The organism is Curtobacterium sp. MCLR17_007, assembly GCF_003234655.2.
Classification (GTDB): Bacteria; Actinomycetota; Actinomycetes; order Actinomycetales; family Microbacteriaceae; genus Curtobacterium.
This window is the reverse complement of the sequence record NZ_CP126271.1, coordinates 586,671-612,606: the sequence shown is the minus strand read 5'-3', so window position 1 is coordinate 612,606 and position 25,936 is coordinate 586,671. Positions and strand designations below refer to the sequence as shown.

General features: G+C 72.0%; 25 protein-coding genes. 16 read left to right on the top strand and 9 right to left on the bottom strand.

Annotation, left to right across the window (positions count from 1 at the left end; genetic code table 11):
* Positions 1–253: 253 nt before the first annotated feature.
* Positions 254–1,351, bottom strand: a complete 1,098-nt coding sequence (purM, locus tag DEJ13_RS02970; protein WP_111107712.1) for a phosphoribosylformylglycinamidine cyclo-ligase — start codon at positions 1,349–1,351, stop codon at positions 254–256.
* 71 nt (positions 1,352–1,422) lie between these two features.
* Between purM and purF the strand changes: the two genes are divergently transcribed.
* Positions 1,423–2,880 (top strand): amidophosphoribosyltransferase, encoded by a 1,458-nt coding sequence (purF, locus tag DEJ13_RS02965; protein WP_056123050.1) that lies wholly within the window; start codon positions 1,423–1,425, stop codon positions 2,878–2,880.
* 84 nt (positions 2,881–2,964) lie between these two features.
* Here purF and DEJ13_RS02960 read toward each other — a convergent pair whose 3' ends face one another.
* Complete coding sequence (locus tag DEJ13_RS02960; protein WP_181437106.1) at positions 2,965–3,360, bottom strand: hypothetical protein; 396 nt, start codon at positions 3,358–3,360, stop codon at positions 2,965–2,967.
* Positions 3,361–3,466: 106 nt separating this feature from the next.
* Between DEJ13_RS02960 and DEJ13_RS02955 the strand changes: the two genes are divergently transcribed.
* Positions 3,467–6,055, top strand: a complete 2,589-nt coding sequence (locus tag DEJ13_RS02955; RefSeq protein ID WP_181437105.1) for a helix-turn-helix transcriptional regulator — start codon at positions 3,467–3,469, stop codon at positions 6,053–6,055.
* Between the two features lie 316 nt (positions 6,056–6,371).
* Here DEJ13_RS02955 and DEJ13_RS02950 read toward each other — a convergent pair whose 3' ends face one another.
* Positions 6,372–6,734 (bottom strand): sterol carrier family protein, encoded by a 363-nt coding sequence (locus tag DEJ13_RS02950; protein WP_111107727.1) that lies wholly within the window; start codon positions 6,732–6,734, stop codon positions 6,372–6,374.
* A 57-nt stretch (positions 6,735–6,791) separates the two neighbouring features.
* Here DEJ13_RS02950 and purD point away from each other — a divergent pair, with 57 nt between their 5' ends.
* Complete coding sequence (gene purD, locus DEJ13_RS02945; RefSeq protein ID WP_111107709.1) at positions 6,792–8,060, top strand: phosphoribosylamine--glycine ligase; 1,269 nt, start codon at positions 6,792–6,794, stop codon at positions 8,058–8,060.
* On the top strand, positions 8,057–8,932 hold the full coding sequence (locus DEJ13_RS02940; RefSeq protein WP_056123062.1) for a phosphoribosylaminoimidazolesuccinocarboxamide synthase: 876 nt from the start codon (positions 8,057–8,059) through the stop codon (positions 8,930–8,932). Before purD ends, DEJ13_RS02940 begins: the two co-directional genes overlap by 4 nt.
* A 4-nt stretch (positions 8,933–8,936) precedes the next feature.
* Here DEJ13_RS02940 and DEJ13_RS02935 read toward each other — a convergent pair whose 3' ends face one another.
* On the bottom strand, positions 8,937–10,142 hold the full coding sequence (locus tag DEJ13_RS02935; protein ID WP_111107708.1) for a PP2C family protein-serine/threonine phosphatase: 1,206 nt from the start codon (positions 10,140–10,142) through the stop codon (positions 8,937–8,939).
* A 185-nt stretch (positions 10,143–10,327) separates the two neighbouring features.
* On the opposite strand from DEJ13_RS02935, the gene DEJ13_RS02930 reads away from it, so the two are divergent.
* The 5 genes from DEJ13_RS02930 to DEJ13_RS02910 are packed head-to-tail and all read left to right on the top strand — an operon-like array spanning position 10,328 to position 14,263.
* Complete coding sequence (locus DEJ13_RS02930; RefSeq protein ID WP_111107707.1) at positions 10,328–11,269, top strand: ABC transporter ATP-binding protein; 942 nt, start codon at positions 10,328–10,330, stop codon at positions 11,267–11,269.
* On the top strand, positions 11,266–12,081 hold the full coding sequence (locus tag DEJ13_RS02925; RefSeq protein WP_258374165.1) for an ABC transporter permease: 816 nt from the start codon (positions 11,266–11,268) through the stop codon (positions 12,079–12,081). The genes DEJ13_RS02930 and DEJ13_RS02925 overlap by 4 nt, the downstream gene beginning before the upstream one ends.
* A 23-nt stretch (positions 12,082–12,104) precedes the next feature.
* Positions 12,105–13,310, top strand: a complete 1,206-nt coding sequence (locus DEJ13_RS02920; RefSeq protein ID WP_111107706.1) for a sensor histidine kinase — start codon at positions 12,105–12,107, stop codon at positions 13,308–13,310.
* Positions 13,307–13,933: a response regulator transcription factor gene (locus tag DEJ13_RS02915; RefSeq protein WP_111107705.1), complete on the top strand. Its 627-nt coding sequence runs from the start codon at positions 13,307–13,309 to the stop codon at positions 13,931–13,933. Before DEJ13_RS02920 ends, DEJ13_RS02915 begins: the two co-directional genes overlap by 4 nt.
* 9 nt (positions 13,934–13,942) lie before the next feature.
* Positions 13,943–14,263, top strand: coding sequence for a hypothetical protein (locus DEJ13_RS02910; RefSeq protein ID WP_056123076.1), 321 nt, complete (start codon positions 13,943–13,945; stop codon positions 14,261–14,263).
* A gap of 412 nt (positions 14,264–14,675) precedes the next feature.
* Here DEJ13_RS02910 and DEJ13_RS02905 read toward each other — a convergent pair whose 3' ends face one another.
* Positions 14,676–15,200 (bottom strand): hypothetical protein, encoded by a 525-nt coding sequence (locus tag DEJ13_RS02905; protein WP_111107704.1) that lies wholly within the window; start codon positions 15,198–15,200, stop codon positions 14,676–14,678.
* 69 nt (positions 15,201–15,269) lie between these two features.
* Between DEJ13_RS02905 and DEJ13_RS02900 the strand changes: the two genes are divergently transcribed.
* From DEJ13_RS02900 to DEJ13_RS02890, 3 genes are read left to right on the top strand one after another with little or no spacing between them, the layout of a single operon-like run.
* Complete coding sequence (locus tag DEJ13_RS02900) at positions 15,270–16,046, top strand: SDR family oxidoreductase (RefSeq protein ID WP_111107703.1); 777 nt, start codon at positions 15,270–15,272, stop codon at positions 16,044–16,046.
* A 52-nt stretch (positions 16,047–16,098) separates the two neighbouring features.
* Positions 16,099–16,968, top strand: coding sequence for a VOC family protein (locus DEJ13_RS02895; protein WP_111107702.1), 870 nt, complete (start codon positions 16,099–16,101; stop codon positions 16,966–16,968).
* 49 nt (positions 16,969–17,017) lie between these two features.
* A complete protein-coding gene (locus tag DEJ13_RS02890) occupies positions 17,018–17,584 on the top strand; it encodes a GNAT family N-acetyltransferase (RefSeq protein WP_111107701.1) in 567 nt (188 codons plus the stop codon).
* 76 nt (positions 17,585–17,660) lie between these two features.
* Here the strand turns inward: DEJ13_RS02890 and DEJ13_RS02885 are convergent, their stop codons facing one another.
* Both DEJ13_RS02885 and DEJ13_RS02880 read right to left on the bottom strand, forming a co-directional pair.
* Positions 17,661–19,187: a catalase gene (locus DEJ13_RS02885; RefSeq protein ID WP_111107700.1), complete on the bottom strand. Its 1,527-nt coding sequence runs from the start codon at positions 19,185–19,187 to the stop codon at positions 17,661–17,663.
* A 179-nt stretch (positions 19,188–19,366) separates the two neighbouring features.
* Positions 19,367–19,807: a Fur family transcriptional regulator gene (locus tag DEJ13_RS02880; protein ID WP_111107699.1), complete on the bottom strand. Its 441-nt coding sequence runs from the start codon at positions 19,805–19,807 to the stop codon at positions 19,367–19,369.
* 155 nt (positions 19,808–19,962) lie between these two features.
* Between DEJ13_RS02880 and DEJ13_RS02875 the strand changes: the two genes are divergently transcribed.
* Positions 19,963–21,255 (top strand): acyltransferase family protein, encoded by a 1,293-nt coding sequence (locus DEJ13_RS02875; RefSeq protein WP_111107698.1) that lies wholly within the window; start codon positions 19,963–19,965, stop codon positions 21,253–21,255.
* Positions 21,256–21,415: 160 nt separating this feature from the next.
* Positions 21,416–22,234, top strand: a complete 819-nt coding sequence (locus DEJ13_RS02870) for a cytochrome c oxidase assembly protein (RefSeq protein WP_111107697.1) — start codon at positions 21,416–21,418, stop codon at positions 22,232–22,234.
* A 315-nt stretch (positions 22,235–22,549) separates the two neighbouring features.
* Here DEJ13_RS02870 and DEJ13_RS02865 read toward each other — a convergent pair whose 3' ends face one another.
* Both DEJ13_RS02865 and DEJ13_RS02860 read right to left on the bottom strand, forming a co-directional pair.
* Positions 22,550–24,193 carry a DHA2 family efflux MFS transporter permease subunit gene (locus DEJ13_RS02865; RefSeq protein ID WP_258374164.1) on the bottom strand — a complete coding sequence of 548 codons (1,644 nt, stop codon included), beginning with the start codon at positions 24,191–24,193 and terminating at the stop codon, positions 22,550–22,552.
* Positions 24,190–24,798: a PadR family transcriptional regulator gene (locus tag DEJ13_RS02860; RefSeq protein WP_181437104.1), complete on the bottom strand. Its 609-nt coding sequence runs from the start codon at positions 24,796–24,798 to the stop codon at positions 24,190–24,192. Before DEJ13_RS02860 ends, DEJ13_RS02865 begins: the two co-directional genes overlap by 4 nt.
* A 145-nt stretch (positions 24,799–24,943) precedes the next feature.
* Between DEJ13_RS02860 and purS the strand changes: the two genes are divergently transcribed.
* Both purS and purQ read left to right on the top strand, forming a co-directional pair.
* On the top strand, positions 24,944–25,207 hold the full coding sequence (gene purS / locus DEJ13_RS02855) for a phosphoribosylformylglycinamidine synthase subunit PurS (protein WP_056123105.1): 264 nt from the start codon (positions 24,944–24,946) through the stop codon (positions 25,205–25,207).
* A gap of 5 nt (positions 25,208–25,212) precedes the next feature.
* The gene (gene purQ / locus DEJ13_RS02850) at positions 25,213–25,908 is read left to right on the top strand and encodes a phosphoribosylformylglycinamidine synthase subunit PurQ (protein ID WP_056123970.1); all 696 of its coding nucleotides are present in this window, start codon (positions 25,213–25,215) and stop codon (positions 25,906–25,908) included.
* Positions 25,909–25,936: the final 28 nt, after the last annotated feature.

Genomic DNA, 25,936 nt, shown 5'->3' with positions numbered 1-25,936 from the left:
GACGTCGTACGACACCGACAACGTCGTTCCACGGGCACCCCGCCGCCCGCGCGACACCACCGACGTCGTACGACACCGACAACGTCGTTCCACGGGCACCCCGCCGCCCGCGCGACACCGACGACATCGTACGACACCGTCAACGTCGCACCACGGGCACCCCGCCGCCCACGCGACACCACCGACGTCGTACGACACCGACACTGTCGTCCCGGGTCGGACAACGCTGCGCAGCACCCCCGCGCGCGGCGCCTCAGCCCGCGTACGACCCGGTCAGCCGAACGGCTCCTCCGTCGACGCCCTTCGCGCCCTGCTCGAACCCGTCCAGCTCACGCGCGGACATCGACACGACACCGACCGGCCACGATGCCAGGCCAGCGGCCCCGAGCGCACCGACCACGGCGTCCGCCGCCGAGGCCGCGACGACCGCGAACATCCCGACGCCGAGGTTCCAGGTGCCCTCGGTGTCCTCGATCCGTGTGTCCGCCATGTCGGCGAGCACCCGGAACACGGGCAGGGGCTCCCACGTGGCGCGGTCGACCTCGACCCAGGACCCGACGGGCAGCACGCGCGCCAGGTTCGCCGCGATGCCACCACCGGTCACGTGCGACAGCGAGTGGACGGCACCGTCGTGCGCGGCGATGACCGACAGCAGCGGCGTCGTGTAGAGCCGGGTCGGTTCGAGCAGCGCTTCGCCGACGGTGCCGGAGCCGAACTCGGGCAGCGTGTCCGTGTAGGACACCCCCCGCTGGCCGAGGATGTGCCGGACGAGCGAGTAGCCGTTCGAGTGCAGGCCGGACGAGGCGATCGCCACGACGACGTCCCCGTCCTCGACGCGCTCGGCACCGAGCACCGAGGACGCCTCGACCGCACCGACCGCGGCACCGGCGACGTCGTAGTCGTCCGGGCCGAGCAGCCCCGGGTGCTCCGCGGTCTCGCCGCCGACCAGCGCGGTGCCGGTCTCGGCGCACCCGCGGGCGATCCCGGCGACGATGTCCGCGATCCGCGACGGCACCACGCGCCCGCAGGCGATGTAGTCCGTCATGAACATCGGCGTCGCCCCGACCACGACGATGTCGTCGACGACCATGCCGACCAGGTCCTGCCCGATGGTGTCGTGCTTGTCGATCGCCTGGGCGATGGCGACCTTCGTGCCGACGCCGTCGGTGGACGTCGCGAGCAGCGGTCGTGAGAAGTCCTTCAAGAACGAGACGTCGTAGAGCCCGGCGAAGCCACCCACTCCGCCCAGCACGGAGGCGTTGTGCGTGGCCGACACGGCGGACTTCATGAGCTCGACGGCCAGGTCACCGGCAGCGGTGTCGACGCCGGCCTCGGCGTAGGGGTTGGGCATACGTCGTCCTCCGCGGGGCATGGCAGACTTGTTCGGTACCACCCGATCCTACGGTCTGGAGCACTCCGCGCATGTGCGGCATCGTCGGCCTCGTCAACCAGGGGCCAGCAAACCAATCCATCTACGACGCACTGCTCCTGTTGCAACACCGGGGACAGGACTCGACCGGCATCGCCACGGTCGAGGGGCACATCCACCACATGCACAAGACCCGCGGGCACGTGCGCGAGGCCTTCCGCACCCGCGACATGCGCGCGCTGCTCGGCACGATGGGCCTCGGCCACGTGCGCTACGCCACCAAGGGCGCCGCCAGCAACGAAGAAGAGGCACAGCCCTTCTACGTGAACGCGCCGTACGGCATCGTCCTCGTGCACAACGGCAACCTGACGAACACGCGCGAGCTCACGCGTGAGCTGTTCGACATCGACCGACGCCACCTCAACACCAGCTCCGACACCGAGCTCCTGGTGAACGTGCTCGCGCACGAGCTCCAGGGCCAGGTGCGCGGCAAGGACCTCGACCCCGGTCAGGTGTTCGACGCCGTCGAGCGTGTGCACGAGCGCGTCGAGGGCTCCTACGCCGCCATCGCCACGATCGCCGGGCACGGACTGCTGGCCTTCCGCGACCCGTACGGCATCCGGCCGCTCATCCTCGGGCACCGGTTCAACGGCGCCGAGAAGTCCGAGTGGGTCGTCGCGTCCGAGTCGCTCGTGCTCGAGTCGGGTGGCTACGAGATCGTCCGCGACGTGGCCCCGGGCGAAGCCGTCTTCATCGAGATGGACGGCACGATGCACGCCCGCCAGTGCGCACAGAACCCGCGCCTGGTGCCGTGCTCGTTCGAGTACGTCTACCTGGCCCGCCCGGACTCCGTGATGAACGGCATCTCGGTCTACGACGCCCGCCTGCGGCTCGGCAACCGGCTGGCCGACACGATCGCGCAGTACGCCCCCACCGGTGACATCGACGTCGTGATGCCGATCCCGGACTCCAGCCGGCCGGCAGCGATGCAGGTCGCGCAGAAGCTCGGCATCGAGTACCGCGAGGGCTTCTACAAGAACCGCTACGTCGGCCGGACGTTCATCATGCCGGGCCAGGCGGAGCGCAAGCGGTCCGTCCGCCAGAAGCTCAACGCGATGTCGTCCGAGTTCAAGGGCAAGAACATCCTGATCGTCGACGACTCGATCGTGCGCGGCACGACCTCGAAGGAGATCGTCGAGATGGCCCGCGCGGCCGGCGCGAACGAGGTCACCTTCACGAGCGCCGCCCCGCCCGTCCGCTACCCGCACGTCTACGGCATCAACATGCCGACGCGGCAGGAGCTCATCGCGCACGACCGGAAGATCCCGGACATCAACCGCGTGCTCGGCAGCGACCACCTGATCTACCAGGAGATCGGCGACATGCGCGACGCGATCATCGAGGGCTCGGACGTCACCGACCTCGAGATGAGCTGCTTCACGGGCGAGTACGTCACCGGCACGGTGACCCCGGAGTACCTGTCCTGGGTCGAGGCCAACCAGCTCAGCTGAGCGCGGTTCGCCGAAGCGACCGACCGACGGACTGGAGGCCCCCTGCCAGCTGGCAAGGGGCCTCCAGTCCGTGTGCGGTGCGGATCAGGACTGCTGGTCGCCGTGGTCCTCGATCTCGCCCTCGACCGTGTCCGGCGGGGTGTCGACCGTGACGCGCTGCGCCGTCAGGCGGGCGGCGCGGCGCGCGAGCACCCGGTCGAGGACGATCGCGACCACCGCACCGACGAAGCCGCCGATGGCCACACCCCACAGGCCGAAGTAGCCGACCAGGCCGCTGAAACTGACCGTCTCGGCCTGGCCGCCGCGGTCGATGTCCCGGGTGAGCGCGACGATGATGACGACGACGATGAAGCCGAGGACGGCTCCGCCGACGATGAAGACGCCGAACTTGGGCGCGCGACGGATGGTCACCTCGTCGGACGAGGAGACGGTGGCGGGCTCCGGAACCGGGGCGTCGTCGGGTCGATCGGTGTTGCTCACACTGCCATTGTCCCCCACTGTGGGACGTGACGAGGCCTGCCGCCGCCCGCCGATCCGGTGGAGGATGGTGCGTACCCACTGGTATCCCGAGGACGGAGGTGTCCCCATGGCCCGATCGACCGCTGTCGGGGCGCGCGGTCGACCCGTCCCCGCTCGGATCGCGTGGCCGATCGTGCAGCGTGCGGACGAGGACCGCGCCGTGTCCGTCGTCGCCGAGCACCGCACCAGCGTCGCGCTGGTGGGTGCCCCCGGGCTGGGGAAGAGCACCTCGGCAGCCCGTGTCACCGACCGTGTCGCGGGCCGCGACGGCAGCGGCCGCACACTCGTCGTGCCGATCACCGCCGTCGCCACCGGGACCTCGATGCCGTTCGGAGCGATCTCCGAACGGTTCGGCGACCTGCCGGCCGAGGTGCTCTCCGACGAGACCGGATCGGAACGCCGGCTGCGCGAAGCGGCTGACGCGATCGACCGCGACCTGCTCATCCGCATCGACGACGCCGACCACCTCGACGCCATCTCGGCGCGGTACGTGGCCTGGCTCGTGCGGCACCAGGACGCGCGGATCGTCTTGACGTGTCGCGACTTCACCGCCCTGGCCGAGCCGCTGCGCTCGCTCTGGCAGGACGACCTGCTCGAGCGGATCGACCTCGGCCCGCTCGACCTGCAGGACACCGCGCGGTTGATCGAGGACGCGCTCGACGCCCCGCTCGAGTCGGCCTCGGTCGAACGCGTGCACCGGGCGACCGAGGGGAACCCGCTCTACCTGCGCGAGGTCGTCCGGGCGGCGCTGGCGACCGGTGCGCTCGAGCACACGGCCTCTGGGTGGTACTGGCGCGGACGGATCACCGCCTCGAACAGCCTGTCGGACATGTACCGCACCGAGCTCGGCGCGCTGCCCGAGGACCTGCGCGACGTGGTCGACATCGTCGCGCTGGCCGACCCGATCCCACTGTCACGGCTGCTCGGGCTGGTCGGAGGCGGGGACGTCGACCACGTCGTCGCGCTCGGGCTGGTCCGCATCGACTCGCTCGCCGACGGCGCCCCGATCGTCCGTCCGTCGCACCCCCTGGTCGGCGAGGTCGTCCGGTCCCTGGTGCCCGTCGCGCGCCGCACCACGCTGTTCGCCCGCGCGAACGCCTTCCGCGCCGACCACCACGAGGGCGCCACGCCCGCCGCCCGGCTCCGGGCCGCGCTCTGGGCGCTCGAGTGCGGCGTCCGGCCCCCGGTCGCCCAGCTGCTCGACGCGGCGCAGGTGGCCAGCGGGCTGCAGGAACTCGAGAGCGCCGTCGCTCTGAGCTCGGCCGCCCTCCGCGTGGACCTGACGCCGACCGAACGCGTCGTCGCGCTCTGCCTCCGGTCGTTGGCGCGGGGCTACAGCACCGGGCGCGAGGCCGGCCGTGCCGACGCCGAGGCCGCCTGGGACCTGGTCCGCGCACGCCGCGGCGAGGTCGCGGACGCGGTCGTGATCGAGGCGTGCGAGACCCTGGCGAACATCCGCCAGTTCCACGACGACGACACGATGGCCGCCGTCGCGCTCACCGACGCCGCGGTCGCCTACGTCGGCGGCCCTGACGCGGTCGAGCGGCTGCGACTGCTCCGCCTGGCGCACCTGGGCTGGGGCGGCGACTTCGTCGAGGTCCGCGAGGAGGTCGAACGCTCCGGGATCGTGCACGCACCGACCGTGCCGATGTCGTTCCTCTGCGTCGCGCCCTGCGCCGTGATGGCCCTCGCGACCGCCGGACGGCTCGACGATGCGATGTCGCTCGGCACCGCGTCGCTCGCCACCGCGACCGTGCACGTGGAAGAGGCGCCGTGGAGCGTCGGCGAACTGCTGTCCGTCATGCACCAGGTGCAGGTCTGGCGGGGCGACTACGAGGACATGATCACGTCGATCTCGGTGAAGCGGTCCAACCCCTTCCTGAAGTACGACTTCACGCTCGAGCTGATCGGGGCCGGCAACCTGGCCATCGGGCAGCGCCGGTGGGACGACGCGGTCGCGGCCTTCTCGGCGGCGTGCGAGCGGTACGCGATCGCGGACCTCGGTGGGTTCGGGGCCTACCCGTGGTCGCGGCTGGCGATGGCACTGGCCTCGGCAGGTCGGGTCGAGGAGGCGACGGCGGCGATCGGCCGTTGGCGGTCCGTGCCACCCCGTGCGATGCGGATCACCGGCGAGCAGATGCCGACGTCGGTGGCGTGGGCCGAGGTACTGCTCGGCAACCCGCTCGGCCGCGAGCACGCCGAGGAGGTCATCGCCCGGTCGACGGCGACAGGGTCGTGGCTCGGCGTGTTCTCCGGGCACCTGCTGCTGCACGCCGCCACCCTGGTCCACGGCCTGGACACGACCCCGACGCTCCGACGGCTGCGCGAGGCCGCCGCCCGGGTGGACGGCCCCCTCGCGGCTGCGGTGCGCGAGTACGCCGACGCGACCAGGTCCGGGGACCGGACGCGGGTGGTCGCGTCGTACGCCGGGCTGGCACGGTGCGGTCTCTACGTCTCGGACAACCTGGCGCGGCTGCCGCTGACCCGACGCGAGCACGAGGTCGCGGAACTGGCCGCGCGGGGGTTGTCGAACCGGCTCATCGCCGAGCAGCTCGGGCTGTCGGTGCGGACCATCGACGCGCACCTGTCGAAGGTGTTCCAGAAGTGGGAGCTGCACTCGCGGTCGGAGCTGGCGGACCTGCTGCGGGTGGTCTGACCCCGGGCCGTCGGTCTCGCAGCGCCGGATGCCTGGACGACCGACAGGACGTCGTTGTCTCGTCGGTCGAACGGCTTCGGGGCCGCCGGATTCGGCAGTTTCGTTGCGGAATGCAGCACGCCACGCCGGATGGTTGACACGGAATGCCGAACATCGCGTACCGTTGCCCCTGTTGCCGGGTTCGGACCCGTTCGGGTCGGGTCCGAATCCCGGTGACTTCAACGCTAGGACCGCGGCGCGGATCGGCACATCGGTAGGTGTTACCTAATTCGATCCCCGCGGGTACCGACGGGCGTGTCGAGGTGCTCCTGCCCGATCAGACCGTCGTGCGCACGGGCAGGAACGACGCCAGGTCGGCCCGCGAACCGGAGGCGCTGACCCTCGTCGCCACGGACGCGTCGTCCCACCGGAGCGCGCCCGTCGCGAGCGCGATCCACGTCGTGGCGTCGGTCTCGATCACGTTCGGCGGGGTCCCCCGGGTGTGCCGGGGACCGGGGACCGCCTGCACCGCCGCGAAGGGCGGGACCCGCACCTCGACGCTGTTGCCCGGGACGTCCTCGGCCAGGCGCTGCAGCGTCCACCGCACCGCGGTCGCGACCGACGCCCGGTCGGTGGCACCGCCGACCACGGCCTGCAGCGCCGCTGCTCCCTCGGCGTCGTCGATCGTCCTGCCCGGCATGTCCACAGGCTATCCGGTGCACTGCGGCGGCCCCCCGCGTCTCGGTAGGGTGATCGGGTGCGAATCCTCGTCCTCGGTTCCGGTGCCCGCGAGCACGCAATCACCACGGCGCTCCTGGCAGAACACGCCGGACACGTCATCACCGTCGCGCCCGGCAACGCCGGCATCGCTGCCGATGTCGAGACCGTGGCGCTCGACCCCACGAACGGCCCGCTCGTGGCCGAGTACGCGCTCGAGAACGACGTCGAGCTCGTCGTGATCGGGCCGGAGGCACCGCTGATCGCCGGCGTCGCGGACCCGCTCCGCACGCGTGGCATCGCGGTCTTCGGGCCGAGCAAGGCCGCCGCGGCGCTCGAGGGCTCGAAGGCCTTCGCGAAGCGGGTCATGGCCGACGCCGACGTCCCCACCGGCCGCCCGGTGTCCGCCGGCACCCTCGACGAAGCCGTCGCCGCGATCGACGAGCTCGGCGCCCCCTACGTGGTCAAGGCCGACGGCCTCGCGGCGGGCAAGGGCGTGCTCGTGACGTCGGACCGCCAGGCGGCCGTCGACCACGCCACGTACTGGCTGCAGCACGGCCCCGTCGTGGTCGAGGAGTTCCTCGACGGCGAAGAAGTGTCGCTGTTCTTCCTGAGCGACGGGCACGACATCGCCCCGCTCAGCCCCGCACAGGACTACAAGCGCCTGGGCGACGGCGACGTCGGGCCGAACACGGGCGGCATGGGCGCGTACTCCCCGCTGCCGTGGCTGGCCGAGCGCTGGGGCTCCGAAGCCGCCTTCGTGGCCGAGGTCGCCGACATGGTCGCACTCCCGACGATCCGCCGGCTCGAGCACGAGGGCACCCCGTTCGTCGGGCTGCTCTACTGCGGGCTCATCGTCACCGAACAGGGCGTGCGGGTCATCGAGTTCAACGCACGCTTCGGCGACCCGGAGACCCAGGTCGTCCTGCCCCGCCTGGCCACGCCGCTCAGCGGGCTCCTGCTCGCGGCCGCCACCGGGCAGCTCGGTGGCGTGCCCGCGCCGGAGTTCCACGACCTGGCAGCCGTCACCGTCGTCCTGGCGAGCGAGGGCTACCCCGCCAGCCCGGTGACCGGCCGTCGACTGACCGGGGTCGACGACGCGAACGCCCGACCGGGCGTCTCTGTGCTGCACGCCGCAACCGGGGTCCTCGACGGCGAGCTCGTCGCGACCGGCGGCCGGGTGCTCAGCGTGGTCGCGACCGGCTCGGACTTCGCCCAGGCCCGCGAGCGCGCGTACGCCGGGCTGCACGACATCGCGCTGCAGGGCGGGCAGTACCGCACGGACATCGCGGCCGAGGTCACCCGATGAGCGCCCCGCAGGTCGACGGCTGGCGGCACGTCTCGTCCGGCAAGGTCCGCGAGCTCTACGTGCCGGCCGACACCGCCGACGTCGCCGGCGCCACCGAGCTGTTGCTCGTCGCCTCCGACCGGGTCAGCGCCTACGACTTCGCCCTCGAGCCGCCGATCCCGGGCAAGGGCGAGCTCCTGACCCGCCTGTCCCGGTTCTGGTTCACCCAGCTCGGGGACGTCCCCAACCACCTGCTCGGCCCGTCGGCCACCAGCACTCCGGTGCCGTCGTCCGTCGCGTCACGGGCGATGCACGTCATGCCCCTGACGATGTTCCCCGTCGAGTGCGTCGTGCGCGGCTACCTGGTCGGCAGCGGCTGGGTCGAGTACCAGCAGTCGGGCAGCGTCTGCGGCGTCGAGCTGCCGTCGGGGCTGTCGAACGGCGACCGGCTGCCCGAACCGATCTACACCCCGGCGTACAAGGCGCCGCAGGGCGAGCACGACGAGAACATCTCCTACGAGCGCACCGAAGCGCTCGTGGGGCCCGACGTCGCGGCGACGCTCCGCGACCTGTCCCTGCACGTGTACTCGGAAGCCGCGGCGATCGCCCTGCAGCGCGGGGTCGTGATCGCGGACACCAAGTTCGAGTTCGGGCACGACCGCAGCGGTCAGATCCGCATCGGGGACGAGGTCCTCACGAGCGACTCCAGCCGCTACTGGGACGCCCGGGCCTCGGACGACGGCTCCCGAACGGACTCGTTCGACAAGCAGATCGTGCGCGACTGGCTCAGCGCCAACTGGGACAAGCAGGGCACGCCGCCGGTGCTGCCCGATGCGATCGTCGAGCGGACGGCGACGCGGTACCGCGAGCTGATCGAGCGCCTCGGCGCCTGACCCGTCAGGCGGCGCGCTCGACCACCACGACGGTCAGGTCGTCACCCGGGTCGTGCGAGGCAGCACGTGCCCGGATGCGGCCGAGGAACGTCTCGACGTCGGCGGAGCTCCGGTAGAGCCCGCCGAGCCGCGACAACGATGCCAGCGTCGAGTCCCAGAGTTCGAGCGCCCCGTCGCTGACCACGATCAGGACGTCGCCGGGCTCGAGCTCGAGCGTCCCGGTCGTCCGCTCGAACCCCACCGGGTGCAGCCCGAGCGGCAGGTCGAGCGAGCGGTGGATCGTCTCGGTCCCGTCGTGGTGGAGCTGCAGCACCAGACCGTGCCCGGCGTCGATGAACTCGACGACACCGGTGGTGGGCTCGAGCACCCCGTGGAAGAGCGTGGCGAACGACTCGGCACGGCTGAGCTCGGGCGCGACCTGGGCCTCGACGGCCCCGAAGGCGTTCGGCGCGGTCGCAGCACCGCGGGCGAGCAGCGCCCCGCGGATGTTCGCGGCGAGGAGCCCGGCCGACATGCCCTTGCCCATCACGTCGGAGACCGTGACGTGCAGTCCGCGGTCGGAGACGTGCCAGTCGTGGAAGTCGCCGGAGACGACGCCGTGCGGGACCGACAGGCCCGTGATCTGGTAGCCCGGCACGTCCACGGCACCCGGCTCGAGTCCGGCGAGCACCGAGCGCAGGCGGTCCTCGTCGGCGCCGGCGGCGAGCTCGCGTTCCGCCCAGATGCCGAGTTCCTGCAGCAGGGCGACGTCGTCGTCGTCGAGGGTGCGCGGCTGGGGGTCGATCAGGCACAGCGTGCCGACCTTGACGTGCTCGGCGCCGAGCCGCAGGGGGACGCCGGCGTAGAAGCGGACGTTGGGGTCCTGGAGCACCATCGGCAGGTCGCGGAACCGCTCGTCGCGCAGCGCGTCCGGCACGAGCACCGGCCCGGGGCTGGCCAACGTGCGCCCGCAGAAGGTGTCGTCGAGCGGGATGACCGGGTCGAAGCGCTTGTCGCTCTGCTGCGACTTGATCGTCAGGTGGTCGTCCCCGGCCAGGTTCAGGAAGGAGCCCGACACCCCGAAGGCCTCACGCGCGATGCGGGTGATCCGCTCGAAGCGTTCCTCGGCGCCGCCCTGCACCACGTCGAGCGCCGCGAGCAGTGCCGCACGCCGCGCGGCGTCCTGCCCGGGCGTGGTCGACTGCACGGTGCTCGCGGTCTCGGTTGCCATGGACCCACGCTAACGCGCGGACCGGACAGTGAGTGTCCCTCGTTCGGAGGACCAGGACCCCCAGTAGACGGGTCACTCCGGCCACGATGCCGACGGAGCCCGCACCGCAGCCCGTGACAGATGTCATGCCGCATCCGTGACGGACGCCCCATGGCCGAGGCCCCTCGCGACAGCACGCTGGGGTCATGAACACACCAGCAGCCCGGGACGACGTCCCGGTCATCGAGCTCACCGGCCTGCGCAAGCGCTTCGGCGCCGTGACCGCAGTCGACGGCGTCGACCTGACGATCCGTCCGGGCGAGGTCGTCGCCCTCCTCGGCCCGAACGGCGCCGGCAAGACCACGACGGTCGACCTGGTCCTGGGCCTGGCCACCCCGACCGCCGGCACGGCGCGGCTGTTCGGCGCGGACCCGCGGCACGCGGTCGTCGCCGGTCGCGTCGGCGCCATGCTGCAGGGCGGCGCGCTGCTGCCCGACATGACGGTCCGCGAGGCCGTCGCCCTGGTGGCCGCAGCCCACCGCACGCCGATGCCCGTCGACGATGCCCTCCGCCGCGCGCGCTGCACCGACATCGCCGGCCGCCGGGTCGCCAAGCTGTCCGGCGGCCAGCTCCAGCGGGCGCGGTTCGCCGTCGCCGTGGTCTCCGACCCGGACCTGCTGGTGCTGGACGAGCCGACGGCCGCGATGGACGTCGAGGCACGCCACACCTTCTGGTCGTCCATGCGCGAGTTCACGGACGCCGGCCGCACGGTCGTCTTCGCCACCCACTACCTCGACGAGGCCGACACGTTCGCGGACCGCATCGTCATCCTGCGCGCCGGTCGCGTCGTCGCCGACGGCACCCCAGCCGAGGTGAAGGCGATCGCGGCCACCCGGACCATCCGGTTCCGCGGTGTCCCCGACCGCGAGCACGTCGCGCTGGCAGCGCTGCCGGGCACCGTCGGACTGGAGGCGCGGCACGGCTCCGTCACGCTGCGCACCGACGACTCGGACACCACGCTCCGCGCGCTGCTCGGCACGTTCCCCGCGGCCCACGACGTCGAGGTGGTCGCCTCGACCATGGACGACGCGTTCCTCGCCCTCACTGCGGACACCGCGTCCGCCGACACGACCGGAGTGTCCGCATGACCACGACCACCGCGACCACCGTCGCCACGACAGCACGCCCGCTCGACACCGTCCTGGGCGGCGGTCGACTGCCGCTCCGGTACGTCCTGCTCGAGACGAAGCGCCAGCTCCGCAACGTCCGCGCGATGGTGTTCACCTTCGCCGTCCCGGTCGTGATGCTGCTGGTGTTCGGCGCGGCCTACGGGTCGCAGCAGGACCCCACGACGCACCTGCAGTACCTGGTCGTGACGACCCTGCAGATGGCGTCGTACGGCGCGATGATGGCGGCGCTCAGCCAGGCCTTCGCGATCGTCAACGAGCGGTCCCTCGGCTGGAACCGGCAGCTCCGCGTCACGCCGCTGTCGGGGTGGGCGTTCCTGGTGTCCAAGGTCGTCGCCGCCATGGCGTTCGCGGCGATGTCGATCGCGGTCACGGTCGTCGTGGCGGTCCTCGCGCTGCATGCCTCGCTCGACGCCGGGCACTGGGCCGCGGCCGCGTTCGGCATCTGGTGCGGGGTCGTGCCCTTCGCGCTCATCGCGGTCCTGATCGGGCAGTTCGCGAAGCCCGCGTTCGCCCAGCCCCTGTTCATGGTCGTGTTCATGGGGCTGGCGATCCTCGGCGGGCTGTGGGTCCCGCTGTCGATCATGCCCGCGTGGATGGCGGACGTCGCGCACCTGCTGCCGTCGTACTGGCTCAACCGGATCGGGCAGATGGGTGCCGGTGCCACCGGGACGAGCGGCATGCTCGAGCCCGCGCTGGTGCTGACGGGCTGGGCGGTGGCCCTCGGCGCGGTGATCGTCTGGCGCTACCGCCGCGACGCGGCACGCCAGTGACCGACGGCCCTACACTCGCCCACGTGGACGACGTGACGAGCGTGCGGGAGGCCCCACGGGCCTCCCGTCCGTCGCGCTCCCGGTCGTTCCCGTGGGCCGCCGCGCCCAGCCACGACGCCGCCGAGATCGCGCAGGCACGACGCCGCTGGTACGGCGGGGCGGTGTTCGGATTGCTGTGGCAGTCGCTGCTGCTCATCGCCCTGTGGACGGACGGCGGGTCGTTCCGGGACCACCTGACCGCAACCGCGTCGCTCGCGCTGGTCTACGCGTTCTTCATGGTGGCACCCGAGCTGATGTGGCGCCGGGCCCTGGTCGGACGCGTCGTCGTCGTCGGGTTCTTCGCGCTCTGCTCCGGGCTGCTGCTCGCCGTCCTCGGGCCCCTCGCGGTGTGGTCGTGGCTGCTCCTGGTGTCCCTGTCGGGCTTCGTCGCGGCGCGGCGCTGGGTGGCGATGGCCGTCACCGGGCTCACCGTCGCCGGACAGCTCGCCGTCGCCGCCACGATCGGCTGGGACACCGCGTCGGCCTCGGGGATCCTGTTCGCGCCGCTCATCACGATCTCCGTCGGCGCCTCGATGGTGTTCTTCGGGCGCCAACGCGAGGCCGAGGACCGACTGGGAGTCGCGCAGGACGAGATCACGCGGCTGGCCGTGGTCGAGGAACGAGCCCGGTTCTCGCGGGACCTGCACGACGTCCTCGGGCACTCGCTGACCGTCGTCACGATGAAGTCCGAGCTCGCCGCACGCCTGGTCGACAGCGACCCGGTGCGGGCGAAGGCCGAGATGCAGGACGTCGAGCGGCTGGCGCGCGAGGCGTTGCAGGGGCTCCGCCAGGCCGTGAGCGGGTACCGCGAGGCCTCGCTCGACGCCGAGCTGCTGTCCGCCCGGGCCGCGCTGTCGGCCGCGCAGATCGCGGCGGAGCTGCCCGCGTCCGGGGACGCCGCCGCGGCCGACACGCGCAGCCTGTTCGCCTGGGTGCTCCGCGAGGGCGTCACGAACGTGCTCCGCCACGCCGGCGCGTCGGCCGTCCGGATCACGATCAGCCGCACCGCACTGACGGTCGAGGACGACGGCACCGGGTCGCTCGACGGGCCGGCGGTCGGCACGCCCGTGTTCGGCGGCAACGGGCTGCGCGGCCTCCGAGAACGGGCCGACGCCGTCGGGGCCACCCTCGCCACGGGCACCAGCGACCTGGGCGGGTTCCTGCTGCGGGTGGAACGAGGGCGACGGTGACCGAGACCATCCGCGTGCTGATCGCCGACGACCAGGCCCTCGTCCGCGGTGCGCTGGCGTCGCTGCTGTCGCTCGAGCGGGACATCGACGTCGTCGCCCAGGTCGCGCGCGGGGACGAGGTGCTCGACGCCGCACGCTCCAGCGGCGCGACCGTGGCGCTGCTCGACGTCGAGATGCCCGGGGCCGACGGGCTCACGGCCGCGGCGCAGCTCGCCGCCTCGCTGCCGGCGTGCCGGTCGCTCATCGTGACGACGTTCGGGCGACCCGGGTACCTGCGGCGCGCACTGGAGTCCGGGGCAGCCGGGTTCGTCGTCAAGGACACGCCGGCGGAACAGCTCGCCGACGCCGTCCGCCGGGTCGCGTCCGGGCTGCGCGTGGTCGACCCGGTCCTGGCAGCCGAGTCACTCGCCGCCGGGCCGTCACCGCTGACCAAGCGTGAGACGGACGCGCTCATCGCCTTCCGGACGGCCCCGACCGTGGCGGGCGTGGCGGCGGCCCTGCACCTGTCCGAGGGCACCGTGCGGAACCACCTGTCCGCGGCGATCGGCAAGACAGCGTCGCGGAACGCCACCGAGGCGCTGCGCGTGGCGGCCGACAACGGGTGGCTGCTCGGGTCCGCGTAGGCTTGTGGGGTGTTCCGTCGCCCCGCCACCGCCCTCGTCGTCGGACTCGCCGCGGCCCTGGTCCTGACCGGCTGCAAGGCCCAGGACTCCACCGGGCGGATCGCCGTGACCGTCTCGCCGAACGAGGCCGAGCAGTCCTACTTCGTCGAGGTCCTCGTGCCGAACGGGCGCACCGCCGCACACCAGAAGGCGTTCCCCGGGGACACCCTCGAGTTCGCCGGGGTCGCCGTGGGCAAGGTCCGGGTTCGCGCGGACGGGCTCTGCGCGCAGTCGACCACGATCCTGAGCGGGCAGGTCACCGACGTGACGCTGTCGTCCACCGGCTGCTGACGGGCGCGGGCGGCGCGGCGCTTCGCGCACCGTGCGCGGTTGTTGCGCCGTGCCCGCCTGACCGCCCCGTGCGCGGTTGTTGCCCCGCACCCGGCGGTCAACCTCGCACCACGTGCGCCGACGCCCGCAACTTCGCACCGTGCGCCGTTGATGCGCCGTGCCCGCCTGACCGCCCCGTGCGCGGTTGTTGCCCCGCACCCGGCGGTCAACCTCGCACCACCGGGCTCGCGCGCGCCGACCGCGCACCGTGCGCCGCTGTTGCGCCGTGCCCGCCTGACCGCCCCGTGCGCGGTTGTTGCCCCGCACCCGGCGGTCAACCTCGCACCACGCGCGCCGACGGCCGCAACCGCGCACCACCGGGCTCGCGCGCCGCAAGCTCGCACCGTGCTCGCCCGGCCCGCCCACGCCCCGCTCAGTGCGTCAGGAGCACCTTCACGAGACCGATGACGAACGCGACCGCTGCGAGCACGATCCCGCCCCACAGCGCCGGGAACGTCGGCTTCTGCCCGCTGAACCGCTGCATGAACACGCCGACCAGCCCGATGCGGACGACCAGGATGACGAGCGCAGCCGTCTGCGCCCACGGCGACGGGAGCCACCCGACCCACGCCACCGCGTAGAGCACCGCGGGGATGAGGCCCGAGGTCGCGATCGGGTTGGCGTTCCGGGCGATGGTCGCGGCGGACTCGCGGCGCGCGGCGTCGGTGGTGTCCTGCTCGCCGACGCCGTGTGCCACGAGGTGCGCGAGCACGTGCGCCGCGTAGGTCAGGACCGCGGTGCCGAGCACGGCCCAGACCGCCGAGCCGTGCTCGATGGCGCGCGGGTCGACGGCGATCGCGGCGGCGAGCACCGTGATGTTGCCGTACACGTACGAGGACAGCCGGTCGCGGACGTGCTCGACGGCGATGGCGTCCGGAGCGGGACGGGAGCGGGCCATCCGCCCATCCTGCCCTGTGCGAGGCTTGGCGGGTCGACGCACCGGAGCGCCGGACAGGAGGCCCGCAGCATGTCCCACAGACCCCTCGCCCTGGTCACGGGTGTCGGCCGCAGGGCCGGCATCGGCGCCGCGATCGCGTCGCGTCTCGCGACGGACGGCTGGGACCTCGCGCTGTCGTGGTGGAGCCCGTACGACGAGCGGGTGCACGGTGCGGCCGATCCGGACGGCATCGACTCCGTCGTCGCCGAGTGCGAGCACGCGGGCGCACGGGTGTCGCGCCTCCCGGTCGACCTGGCCGACCCAGAGCAGGCAGCCGCGCTCGTCGGCCGCGCCGAGGACGACGCGGGCGCCCCCGTGACCGCCATCGTGATGTCGCACTGCGAGTCGGTCGCCTCGGACTTCGCCACGACGACGCTCGAGTCGTTCGACCGGCACATGGCGGTGAACGTCCGTGCTCCGTTCCTGCTCGTGCAGGCGTACGCGGCACGACTCCGGGCCGGGGCGGACGCACCGATCGACCGCCGTCGGGTCGTCGCACTGACCAGTGACCACGTCGGCTTCAACCTGCCGTACGGCACGAGCAAGGGCGCGCTCGACCGACTCGTCATCGGGGCGGCGCAGGAGCTCGGCGACGTCCGGGTGAGTGCGAACCTGGTCAGTCCCGGGCCGAACGACACCGGGTGGATGACCGACGCGATCCGGCAGTCGGCCGCGGACCAGACGCCGCTCGGACGGCCGTCGTTGCCGTCCGACACCGCCGCGCTGGTCGGGTTCCTGCTCGGGCCGGACGGCGGCTGGGTGAACGGGCAGCTGCTGAAGTCGGACGGCGGGTTCAGCGCGCGGTGATTCCGGAGTGCATTTAGTTGACGCGTCAACCAAATCGGCGCACACTGAGGTCATGCACACGCAGGACCTCCTCGCCGCCGACACCGGGATGGGCGCCGTCACGCTCCGGGTCGCCGACCTCGACCGGATGACCGCCTTCTACCGGGACGGCGTCCGGCTCACCATGCTGTCGAACGCCGGCGGGGTCGCCGTGCTCGGCCGCGGCACGACGCCGATCGTGGTCCTGGAACACGCCCCCGAGCTGCGGCACGCAGGAGCGCACGAGGCCGGGTTGTTCCACACCGCCATCCTCTTCGACACCCGGGCCGACCTGGCCGCGGCGCTGTACTCCGTCGCGACGCAGTACCCGCAGGCGTTCACGGGCAGCGCCGACCACCTGGTGAGCAACGCCTTCTACTTCACGGATCCCGAGGGCAACGGCGTCGAGCTGTACTGGGACCGCGACCGCACCGAGTGGTCGTGGACGCACGGCATGGTCGACATGGCGACGATCCACGTCGACCCGAACGCGTTCCTGCAGGAGCACCTGACGTCGTCCGCGCTCGAGTCGGCAGCCACTGCCCCGGGTCGTGTCGGACACGTCCATCTGTCCGTGGGCGACGTGGCCTCGGCGAAGGCGTTCTACGTCGACCAGCTCGGTTTCGCGACGACGGCGGGCTGGGGCGAGGCCCTGTTCGTCAGCGCCGGCGGCTACCACCACCACATGGCGATGAACACGTGGAACTCCCGCGGTGCCGGACGCCGGCAGCTCGCACTCGGCCTGGGGCTCGTGCGCATCGAGGTCCCTGGCACGGACGACCTCGGTGCACTGGTCGCACGGATGCACGACACCGGGGTGCAGACCGCCGACGACGGCCGGACCGTGGCGTTCGAGGACCCGTGGGCGAACCGCATCGAGGTCACGGCGCCCGGTCGGGGCTGATCCGAGCCCGCGTCCGCCCGGCTCGGCAGCGTCCGGGCAGGATGGACCCATGAGCGACGACATCCGGTGGGAGGTGGTCGAGGAGAGCGCGCTGAGCCTCCCCGACCACGAGGCGATCGCAGCGATGCTGGGGCAGGCGTTCCCGGACTGGTCGCACTGGTACGTGGGCGGTCGGAGCTGGTCCGGCATGCAGCCCGAGCGCCGCGTGATCGCCCGCGATGCCGACGGCGTCGTCCTGGCCCACGTCGGGATCCGGCGGATGTTCGTCGGCGTCGGCGGCGAGGACGTCCTGATCGGCGACACGGGCCTGGTCGCCGTCGCACCGGCGATGCAGGGCACCGGGATCGGCCGCGAGCTGATGACCCGCACGCAGAGCGTCCTCGAGGGCCTGCGCGTCCCCTTCGGCTTCCTCGGCACGAGCGAACGCACCGTCCCGTTCTACGTCCGGATGGGCTGGCACCTGATGGACGACGCCGTCACGACCTTCAGCGCCTTCACGGCCGACGGCGCCGGCGTCTCGGAGACCGAGCAGGGCGGGTGGCTGATCCTGCCCGTGACGGCGACGGCCGAGGAGTGGCCGGAGGGCCCGATCTGGCTGAACGGCCAGCAGGTCTAGTCGCGACGGCGGAACGGACGGGAGGCCCGGTGCCAGCTGGCACCGGGCCTCCCGTCCGTCGCGGAGCGGCTGGGGCTCAGGCCTCGACCGCGACCTCCGCCGGGTCCTCGTTCGAGCCAGGTGCGCTCGGCGCGACCGCGGCGCGCACGCGCGCACCCAGGTCGGCGTCGACGTTCGTCCAGTAGGCGAAGACCCGCTCGCGCAGGTCGTCGCGCGTCACCTTGGAGACGTGCCCGGCGATGTTGCCGACCAGGCGCTCACGTGCGGCGTCGTCGAGGACCTCGCGCACCATGGTGCCCGCCTGGCCGAAGTCGTCGTCCTCGGGGTGGAGCGTCGCCGCGGCACGCTGCAGCGCACCGTCGGACTCCCAGCCGGGGGTGTCGTCGGTCGCGGCCGGGTCGGCGTGCGCACCGCCGAGCGAGTTCGGCGCGTAGACGGGGACCTCGGACTTCTGGAAGTCGAAGCGCATGGCGCCGTCCTTCGAGTACGAGTGGACCTCGTTCTTCGGCGCGTTCACCGGCAGCTGCGCGTGGTTCGTGCCGACGCGGTAGCGGTGCGCGTCCGCGTAGCTGAAGATGCGTGCGAGGAGCATCTTGTCCGGGCTTGCCGCGATCCCGGGCACGAAGTTCGACGGCGCGAAGGTGGCCTGCTCGATCTGCGCGAAGTAGTTCTCCGGGTTGCGGTTGAGCTCCATCGTGCCGACCTCGATGAGCGGGTAGTCCGCGTGCGGCCACACCTTCGTCAGGTCGAACGGGTTGAAGCGGTAGGTGGCGGCGTCCTCGTACGGCATGACCTGCACCTTGAGGGTCCAGCGCGGGAAGTCGTTGCGCTCGATCGCCTCGTGCAGGTCACGGATGTGGAAGTCCGCGTCCTCACCGGCGATGCGGTCGGCGTCCTCCTGCGTCAGGGTCTTGTGGCCCTGTTCGGTGATGAAGTGGTACTTCACCCAGAAGCGCTCGCCCTCGGCGTTGATCCACTGGTACGTGTGCGACCCGAAGCCGTCCATGTTCCGCCAGCTCGCGGGCAGGCCGCGGTCGCCCATCAGCCACGTGACCTGGTGCGCCGATTCGGGCGACAGGGTCCAGAAGTCCCACTGCATGTCGTGGTCGCGCAGGTGCGAGCCCGGCAGGCGCTTCTGCGAGCGGATGAAGTCGGGGAACTTGATGCCGTCACGGATGAAGAACACGGGGGTGTTGTTGCCGACGAGGTCGTAGTTGCCCTCGGACGTGTAGAACTTCAGCGCGAAGCCACGGGGGTCGCGCCAGGTGTCCGGGGAGCCCTGCTCGCCGGCGACGCTCGAGAAGCGGGCGAGCATCTCGGTCTGCTGGCCCGGCTGCAGGAACGCGGCGCGGGTGTACTTGCTGATGTCGTGCGTGATCGTCAGGGTGCCGAACGCGCCGCCGCCCTTGGCGTGGACGACGCGCTCCGGGATGCGCTCGCGGTTGAACTGCGCGAGCTTCTCGACCAGGTAGTGGTCGTGCAGCGCGAGGGGGCCGTCGGCCCCGACGCCCATCGAGTGCTGGTCGCTCGAGACGGGAGCCCCGCTGTTGGTCGTGGTGGTCGGGGTGCCGGTCGGCTGGTCGGTCGTGTTCTGGTCGGACACGGTTCCTCCTCGGTTGGGACAGTGGTGCGGTCAGGGTTGCTCGGGTGGTCTGTGCGGGTGCGGTGCGCTGTGCGGGTGCGACGCGCCGCGGGTGCGGTGCGCTGTGCGGGTGCGGCGCGCGCTGCGGGTCGGTGCGCTGCGCCTCGTCCGCGGCGCCGGTCGCGGTCGGTGCGTGCGCGCTACGCCGGCACCGGCTCGTCGTCACGCTCGGCCGCGGCACACCGCTCACAGATCCCCCAGTAGGTGACCTCGGCGGTGGTGACGGCGAAGCCGTGGGCGTCGGACGGCGTCAGGCAGGGCGCATGACCGACGGCGCAGTCGACGTCGGCGATGGTCCCGCACATCGTGCACACGATGTGGTGGTGGTTGTCCCCGGTGCGGCGTTCGTAGCGCGCCGGGCTGCCCGCGGGCTCGATGCGACGCACCAACCCGACGCCGGTCAGCGCCGCGAGGACGCCGTACACCGCCTGGTGACTCGTGGTCGGCAGCTCGGAGGCCAGGGCCGTCACGATGTCGTCGGCCGTTGCGTGCGGCAGGGCCTCGGTCGCGCGCAGGACCGCCAGACGGGGGGTCGTCACCCGCAGGCCCGCGGTGCGGAGCAGCTCGGCGTCGCCGTCCATGAGACCCCCTTCTCTTGCAGCATTCAAGACAACTGCGACCCTACACGACATCGGGCGCGGGACGCATTCCGCTACCGGAATACAATGTGTCACGGTTCGGTCGCGATCAGCTGGACGGACCATGGGAAGCCCCGACCGGCCGGTAGCGTCGCGCCATGTCCACTCAGCCGGTACAGACCAGCGTGGACGCCCGGGGGATCATCGCGCAGCGAGACCTGGTCGTCGACCTCATCCGGACGGCCTGCGTCGTCCTCGTCGTCATCGTGCACGTCACGATGGTCGGGATCGCCGCCGACGACGCCGGCATCCGTGTCACCAGCCCACTGCAGCAGGCGGACTGGTACGTGCCGGCCACATGGGTCGGCCAGGTGATGCCCCTGTTCTTCGTCGTGGGCGGGTTCGCCAGCGCGGTCGGGTGGCGGAGCACCCTGGCCCGGGGCGGCGGTGCCCGCGACTGGTACGCGACCCGGTTGGTCCGGTTGTTCCGCCCGGCGGTCCCGCTCCTGGTCGTGCTCGCGCTGGGACTCGGCGTCACCACGGCGCTCGGCACTCCGGCCGACCTGCTGGCCACGGTGGCGTTCGGCATCGGGTCGCCGCTGTGGTTCCTCGCCGCCTACGGCATCACCCAGTGCTGCGTCCCCCTCATGGCCCGACTGCACGCCAGCGCCCCGTGGCGCACGCTCGGCATGCTGCTCCTGCTGGCAGGACTGGTCGACGCCGTCCGGCTGACGACCGGGGTCGCCGACGTCGGGCTGCTCAACCTCGGTCCGGTGTGGTTGTTCGCGCAGCAGCTCGGGTTCCTGTGGGCGGACGGGTGGTTCCGGCAGCGGTCGCGTGCGCTGCTCGCCGTCGTCGCCGTCCTGACCTACGCCGTCACCGTGCCGATCACGCTGGTCGGACTGTGGTCGCCGGACATGCTGCAGGACCTCAACCCGCCGATGCTGCCGCTGGCACTGCTGGCCGTGGCGCAGGTGTGTCTGGTGCAGGTCCTGCACGCGCCCCTGTCGCGGCTCATGCACGCCCGCGCCGCGCAGGGCGTCGTGTTCCTGCTCGGCCGTGACGGCATGACCGTCTACCTGTGGCACCTGCCGCTCTTCATCGCGCTCAACGGCATCGCGCTGTTCATCGGCGTCCCGTTCCCCGCGCCCGGCTCGGCGACGTGGTGGGCGACCCGGGCCGTGGCCGTGGTCGTGGTCCTCGCGACGGCGCTGGCGGTGGCCCGGGGGCTGCGCTGGTTCGACCGACCGCTCCCCCGCCTGGTCCCCGGCTCCGACCGCCCCGCCTGGCCGGTCGTCGCGCTCGCCGTCCTGTGCACGGTCGGCCCGGCGTTCGTCGTGATGCAGCTCCACCTGTCGTTCGGGGTCGCAGTGCTGGGCGCGGTGCTGGTGCCGATCGGCGTGTGGCTGCTGTCCCGCACGGTGCCGGCGGCGGGCGTCACGCGGATCTGAACCCGTTCTCACCGGATCGGCACCGGCTCCGAGCGGCGCCGGTCCTCCGGAGGCCGAGGATGATCGTGCGGCGCGATCGCGCCGTGCGACCCAGGAGGCCCCCACGCCGTCACCGTCCGAGTTCTGGAGCATCTGGCACCTCGATCCGCTCGCGGTCGCCATGATCCTGGTCGCCGCGGTGGCCTACGGCTGGTGGCTCGTCGGTGCGCACCGTCGTGGCGCCGGATGGCCGTGCTGGCGGTCGCTGTCCTTCGTCGGAGCACTGGCGCTGTTCGGCGTCCTGCAGTTCGGCATCGTCGGCGTGTACGACCAGACCCTGCGCTGGGCGTTCGTCCTGCGGCTCGCGCTGCTGTTCTTCGCGGTCCCGACGTTCGCTGCGATCGGCGCGCCGCTCGCGCTGCTCCGGACGGGAGGCCCTGCTCGCCTCGCCGACGCCGCCACCGCCGTCATGCGGTCGCGTCCGGTGCGGGTGCTCGGCACCGCGATCGTGTCGCCCCTGGTCGCCCTCGCGCTGTTCTGTCTCCTGCTCACTCCGCTGTCGGCGGCGATCCGCACGTCCGCGGTGGGGGCCGTCGCGATCACGGTGCTCGTCCCGATGCTCGGGTTCGGGCTGCTCGCTCCACTGTCGGAACCGGGACTGCTGCGCTCGTCGACGTTCGTCACGGCGGAGTTCCTGCTGGCGTTCGTGGAGCTCATGCTCGACGCGATCCCGGGCATCGTGCTGCGCATCACGAACCACGTGCTCGACGGCGCGACCGTGATGGCCTCGGGGCCCGCCTGGTTCCCGTCACCGCTCCGCGACCAGCACCTGGCGGGCGACCTGCTGTGGTTCATCGCCGAGGTGGCGGACATCCCCGTGCTGATCTCGCTGTTCATCCGGTGGCAGCGGACCGACCGCCGCGAGGCCCGCGCCGTCGACGCCCTCTCCGACGACGAGATGGACGCCCTGACCCGAGAGCACCTGTCCCGCCGCAGGTGAGGCGGGCGGCGGGGCGCGGGCGGACGCAGGGGCGGCGCGGGCGGGCGGAGCCGACTCGGAACGACAGAGTCGATGTCGTACGACAGCGGTGTTGTCGCATCGTCGGCAGGGCTGCCCCGGCCGCGACGAAGTCGACGACGTACGACAGCGGTGTTGTCGCCTCGGACTGCATCGAGGAGCCGCCGGTGCTCGCCCGGTGTCGGAACATGCGGACGCAGCGAGCGACACCGTGCGAGAAGATGCGCACGGAGACGAGGACGCCCCCGACCGCTCGTGCGATCGGGGGCGTCCTCGCATGTGGAACTGGCGCGCGGGCTACTCAGCGCCGGAGTGCCGTCCGTGGTGATCGGCTGCGGCCAGCTCCTCCTCGGGCGAGGTGGGCGCGGGAGCCGCAGCGTGGATGCCGTGTCCGGTCGGGGCAGCGGGCTGCTCCGCCGCGGCGCCGGGCTGGGTCGCGACGGAACCGGTCTGGCTCCAGGCGACGGTCTGCTTCGGCTTCGCCAGGAACAGTGCCGCGACGATCGCGACCACGAGCACCACGGCGGGCAGCACCAGCGACTGGCCCATCGCGGTCGCGAACGGCTGCTGGAGGAAGGCGGGCAGCCCACCGACCTGCTGCTCGGCGCCACCGGCAGACGTCCCGCCCGACTGCGCCGGGAAGTTCGCGGTGATGCGGGCCTCGATCAGGGCGGCGATGCCGGCGGAACCGAGCACCGCACCGATCTGACGGGTCGTGTTGTAGACGCCCGAGCCGGCACCCGCAAGCTTGGGCGGGAGGTTGCGCGTGGCCGAGACGGACAGCGGTCCCCACATGCAGGCGTTGGCCAGACCGAGCAGGGCACTCGGCAGGAGCGTCCAGCCCCAGTCAGCACCCGACCAGAGCAGTGCGCCGAACCAGAACAGCCCGCCCGAGAAGCACGCGAGGCCGAACGCCGCGACCCAGCGCGGGTTCCACTTGTTGAGGTTCTTGCCGACGAGCGGCGCGAGCCCCGCGGAGATGACCGCCTGGGGCACGAGCAGCAGCGCGGCCTGGGTCGGGGAGAACCGCAGCACGTCCTGAGCCCAGAGCATGATCGGCAGCGCGAACGACGAGATCGCGACACCGACGGCGGTGATGGCGACGTTGGCCAGGGTGAAGTTGCGGTCCTTGAACAGGCCGAGGGGCAGCAGCGGCTCCCCCTTCTGCACGCGCTGCCACACCACGAAGGCGACGAGCACGACGATGCCGGCGATGATCAGCGACCAGACCGAGATCGGGCCGGTGATGACGCCCCAGTCGTAGGTCTCGCCCTCCTGGATGCCGAAGACGAGCAGGAAGAGCCCGACGGCACTGAGCACGATGCCGAGGTAGTCGAAGCGGTGGCCGTGGCGCTCGAACGACGGGACGAAGCGCTGCGCCAGCACGAACGCGACGACACCGACCGGCACGTTCACGAAGAAGATCCACTCCCAGCCGAAGCCGTCGACGAGCAGGCCGCCGACGATCGGGCCGACGAGCGAGGCGACACCGGCGACCGCGCCCCAGAGGCCCATCGCCGCGCCGCGGTTCTGCGGCGGGAAGATGCGCGTGATGACGGACATGGTCTGCGGCGTCATCATGGCGGCGCCGAGGCCCTGGACGACACGGGCGAGGATCAGCATCTCGATCGAGCCCGAGAAACCACACCACAGGCTGGCGAGGGTGAAGACGACGAGGCCGACCTGGTACAGGACCTTCGGGCCGAAGCGGTCACCGAGTCGGCCCGTGATGAGCAGCGGCACCGCGTAGGCGAGCAGGTACGCACTGGTGACCCAGATGACGCTGTTGATGTCGGCGTTCAGCTTCTCGGCGATGGTGGGGGTGGCGACGGACACGATCGTGGAGTCGACCAGGATCATGAAGAAGCCGACGACGAGCGCCCAGAGGGCAGGCCACGGCTTCTTCTCGGTGCCCGTGGGGGGCGACGTGACGGAGGTCATCGAGTGGGTTCCTTGCTGTTCGTGGGGTTCTGCGTCGGGACGGCCGGGCCGTCCCAGGGAATGTCGCCGCGCTCGATGCGGGCAACGGTGGCACGGAGCCACTCGATCTGTGCGGTGAGCATCGCATGCACGTAGGACACGTCGAGCCAGTAGCGGTCGGCGAGCTGCTTGGCGTGGATGTCGCGCACGGCGCCGTCGTACTCGTCGCGTTCGTGTTCGAGCGCGACGATCCGGACCCGGACGGCATCGACGGCATCGTCCTTCGGCAGGTTCTCGAGCACCGACAGCGCCAGGTGGAACTCGGGGTACTCGTCGGCGGGCTCGGCGACCATGCGCCGGAGCCCCTCGGCGAGCGCGGTCCGTCCGGCGTCGGTGATCGTGTAGGTCGTCCGCTCGGGGCGGTTGCCGTCGCGGTCGGTACCGACCACCTCGGCCAGGCCGAGCTCTGCGAGGCGCCCGACCTGGTGGTAGAGCGTGCCGGGCCGGACCTTGACGTTCCGCTCCTCGCGGCGGTGGACCATGGTCTGGAACATCTCGTACGGGTGCATCGGCGCTTCGTTCAGCAGGTCCAGCGCGGCGAACGCGAGGGGCGTGAGCGACGTCATCCGGGCCTCCTGTCCGTGTTCCGAGTTGACTATTCGACTTGGAATATACGGCTTCGAACAGTTCTCCACAAGCGCGCTCGGCGGGATGCGCGGGCCGCATAGACTTGGCGCGTCCCCAACCGACCCACCGTGCTGGAGTGAACACGTGCCAACGATCGTCGTCGAGGTCATGCCGAAGGCCGAGATCCTCGACCCCCAGGGCAAGGCGGTGGGCAATGCCCTCGCGCGCCTCGGCAAGAACGACCTGACCAACGTCCGCATCGGCAAGCGATTCGAGGTGACCGTCGACGGCCCCGTCGACGACGCCAAGCTCGCCGAGGTCCGCGAGATCGCGGCGGACATCTTCTCCAACGCGGTGATCGAAGACGTCGTCTCGGTCAGCGTGGCCGAGCACAGCAGCGCCGAGTGACCGCGATGCGCATCGGCGTCATCACGTTCCCCGGCTCGCTCGACGACCGCGACGCCCAGCGCGCGGTCCGCCTCGCCGGGGCCGACCCGGTCGCGCTCTGGCACGGCGACCACGACCTGCAGGGCGTCGACGCGATCGTGCTCCCCGGGGGCTTCTCGTACGGGGACTACCTGCGCGCCGGGGCGATCGCGGCCAAGGCACCGATCATGGCCGAGGTCATCGACGCAGCTGGCAAGGGCATGCCCGTGCTCGGCATCTGCAACGGGTTCCAGATGCTCGCCGAGGCCCGCCTGGTGCCCGGTGCGCACACCCGCAACGCCCACCAGCAGTTCATCCGTCGCGACCAGAAGCTCCGCGTCGAGAACGCCGGCACCGCCTGGACCTCCGGGTTCAGCGCGCAGCAGGAGATCACGATCCCGCTCAAGAACGCGGACGGCCGGTTCGTCGCCGACGCCGACGAGATCAAGCGCATCGAGGACAACGGCCAGGTGGTGTTCCGCTACGTCGGCGTGAACCCGAACGGCTCGATCGACGACATCGCGGGCGTCTCCAACGAGCGCGGCAACGTCGTCGGCCTGATGCCGCACCCCGAGCACGCGACGGAAGCCGGCTTCGGCCCGGACACCCCCGCGGCGATGGCCTCCGGCACGGACGGCCTCACCTTCTTCACCTCCGTGATCGAGTCGACACTCGTCAAGTGACCGACGCGACCGACGTGACCGCCCCGAC

Bases quoted from the DNA above. Each gene is read 5' to 3' on its own strand.
- DEJ13_RS02935 (WP_111107708.1), bottom strand. From the start codon at position 10,142: ATGGCAACCGAGACCGCGAGCACCGTGCAGTCGACCACGCCCGGGCAG.
- DEJ13_RS02865 (WP_258374164.1), bottom strand. From the start codon at position 24,193: ATGACCTCCGTCACGTCGCCCCCCACGGGCACCGAGAAGAAGCCGTGG.
- purM (WP_111107712.1), bottom strand. From the start codon at position 1,351: ATGCCCAACCCCTACGCCGAGGCCGGCGTCGACACCGCTGCCGGTGAC.
- purQ (WP_056123970.1), top strand. From the start codon at position 25,213: ATGCGCATCGGCGTCATCACGTTCCCCGGCTCGCTCGACGACCGCGAC.
- DEJ13_RS02900 (WP_111107703.1), top strand. From the start codon at position 15,270: ATGTCCCACAGACCCCTCGCCCTGGTCACGGGTGTCGGCCGCAGGGCC.
- DEJ13_RS02950 (WP_111107727.1), bottom strand. From the start codon at position 6,734: ATGCCGGGCAGGACGATCGACGACGCCGAGGGAGCAGCGGCGCTGCAG.
- DEJ13_RS02870 (WP_111107697.1), top strand. From the start codon at position 21,416: ATGATCCTGGTCGCCGCGGTGGCCTACGGCTGGTGGCTCGTCGGTGCG.
- DEJ13_RS02930 (WP_111107707.1), top strand. From the start codon at position 10,328: ATGAACACACCAGCAGCCCGGGACGACGTCCCGGTCATCGAGCTCACC.
- DEJ13_RS02890 (WP_111107701.1), top strand. From the start codon at position 17,018: ATGAGCGACGACATCCGGTGGGAGGTGGTCGAGGAGAGCGCGCTGAGC.
- purF (WP_056123050.1), top strand. From the start codon at position 1,423: ATGTGCGGCATCGTCGGCCTCGTCAACCAGGGGCCAGCAAACCAATCC.
- DEJ13_RS02955 (WP_181437105.1), top strand. From the start codon at position 3,467: ATGGCCCGATCGACCGCTGTCGGGGCGCGCGGTCGACCCGTCCCCGCT.
- DEJ13_RS02860 (WP_181437104.1), bottom strand. From the start codon at position 24,798: ATGACGTCGCTCACGCCCCTCGCGTTCGCCGCGCTGGACCTGCTGAAC.
- DEJ13_RS02940 (WP_056123062.1), top strand. From the start codon at position 8,057: ATGAGCGCCCCGCAGGTCGACGGCTGGCGGCACGTCTCGTCCGGCAAG.
- DEJ13_RS02905 (WP_111107704.1), bottom strand. From the start codon at position 15,200: ATGGCCCGCTCCCGTCCCGCTCCGGACGCCATCGCCGTCGAGCACGTC.
- DEJ13_RS02880 (WP_111107699.1), bottom strand. From the start codon at position 19,807: ATGGACGGCGACGCCGAGCTGCTCCGCACCGCGGGCCTGCGGGTGACG.
- DEJ13_RS02925 (WP_258374165.1), top strand. From the start codon at position 11,266: ATGACCACGACCACCGCGACCACCGTCGCCACGACAGCACGCCCGCTC.
- DEJ13_RS02875 (WP_111107698.1), top strand. From the start codon at position 19,963: ATGTCCACTCAGCCGGTACAGACCAGCGTGGACGCCCGGGGGATCATC.
- DEJ13_RS02895 (WP_111107702.1), top strand. From the start codon at position 16,099: ATGCACACGCAGGACCTCCTCGCCGCCGACACCGGGATGGGCGCCGTC.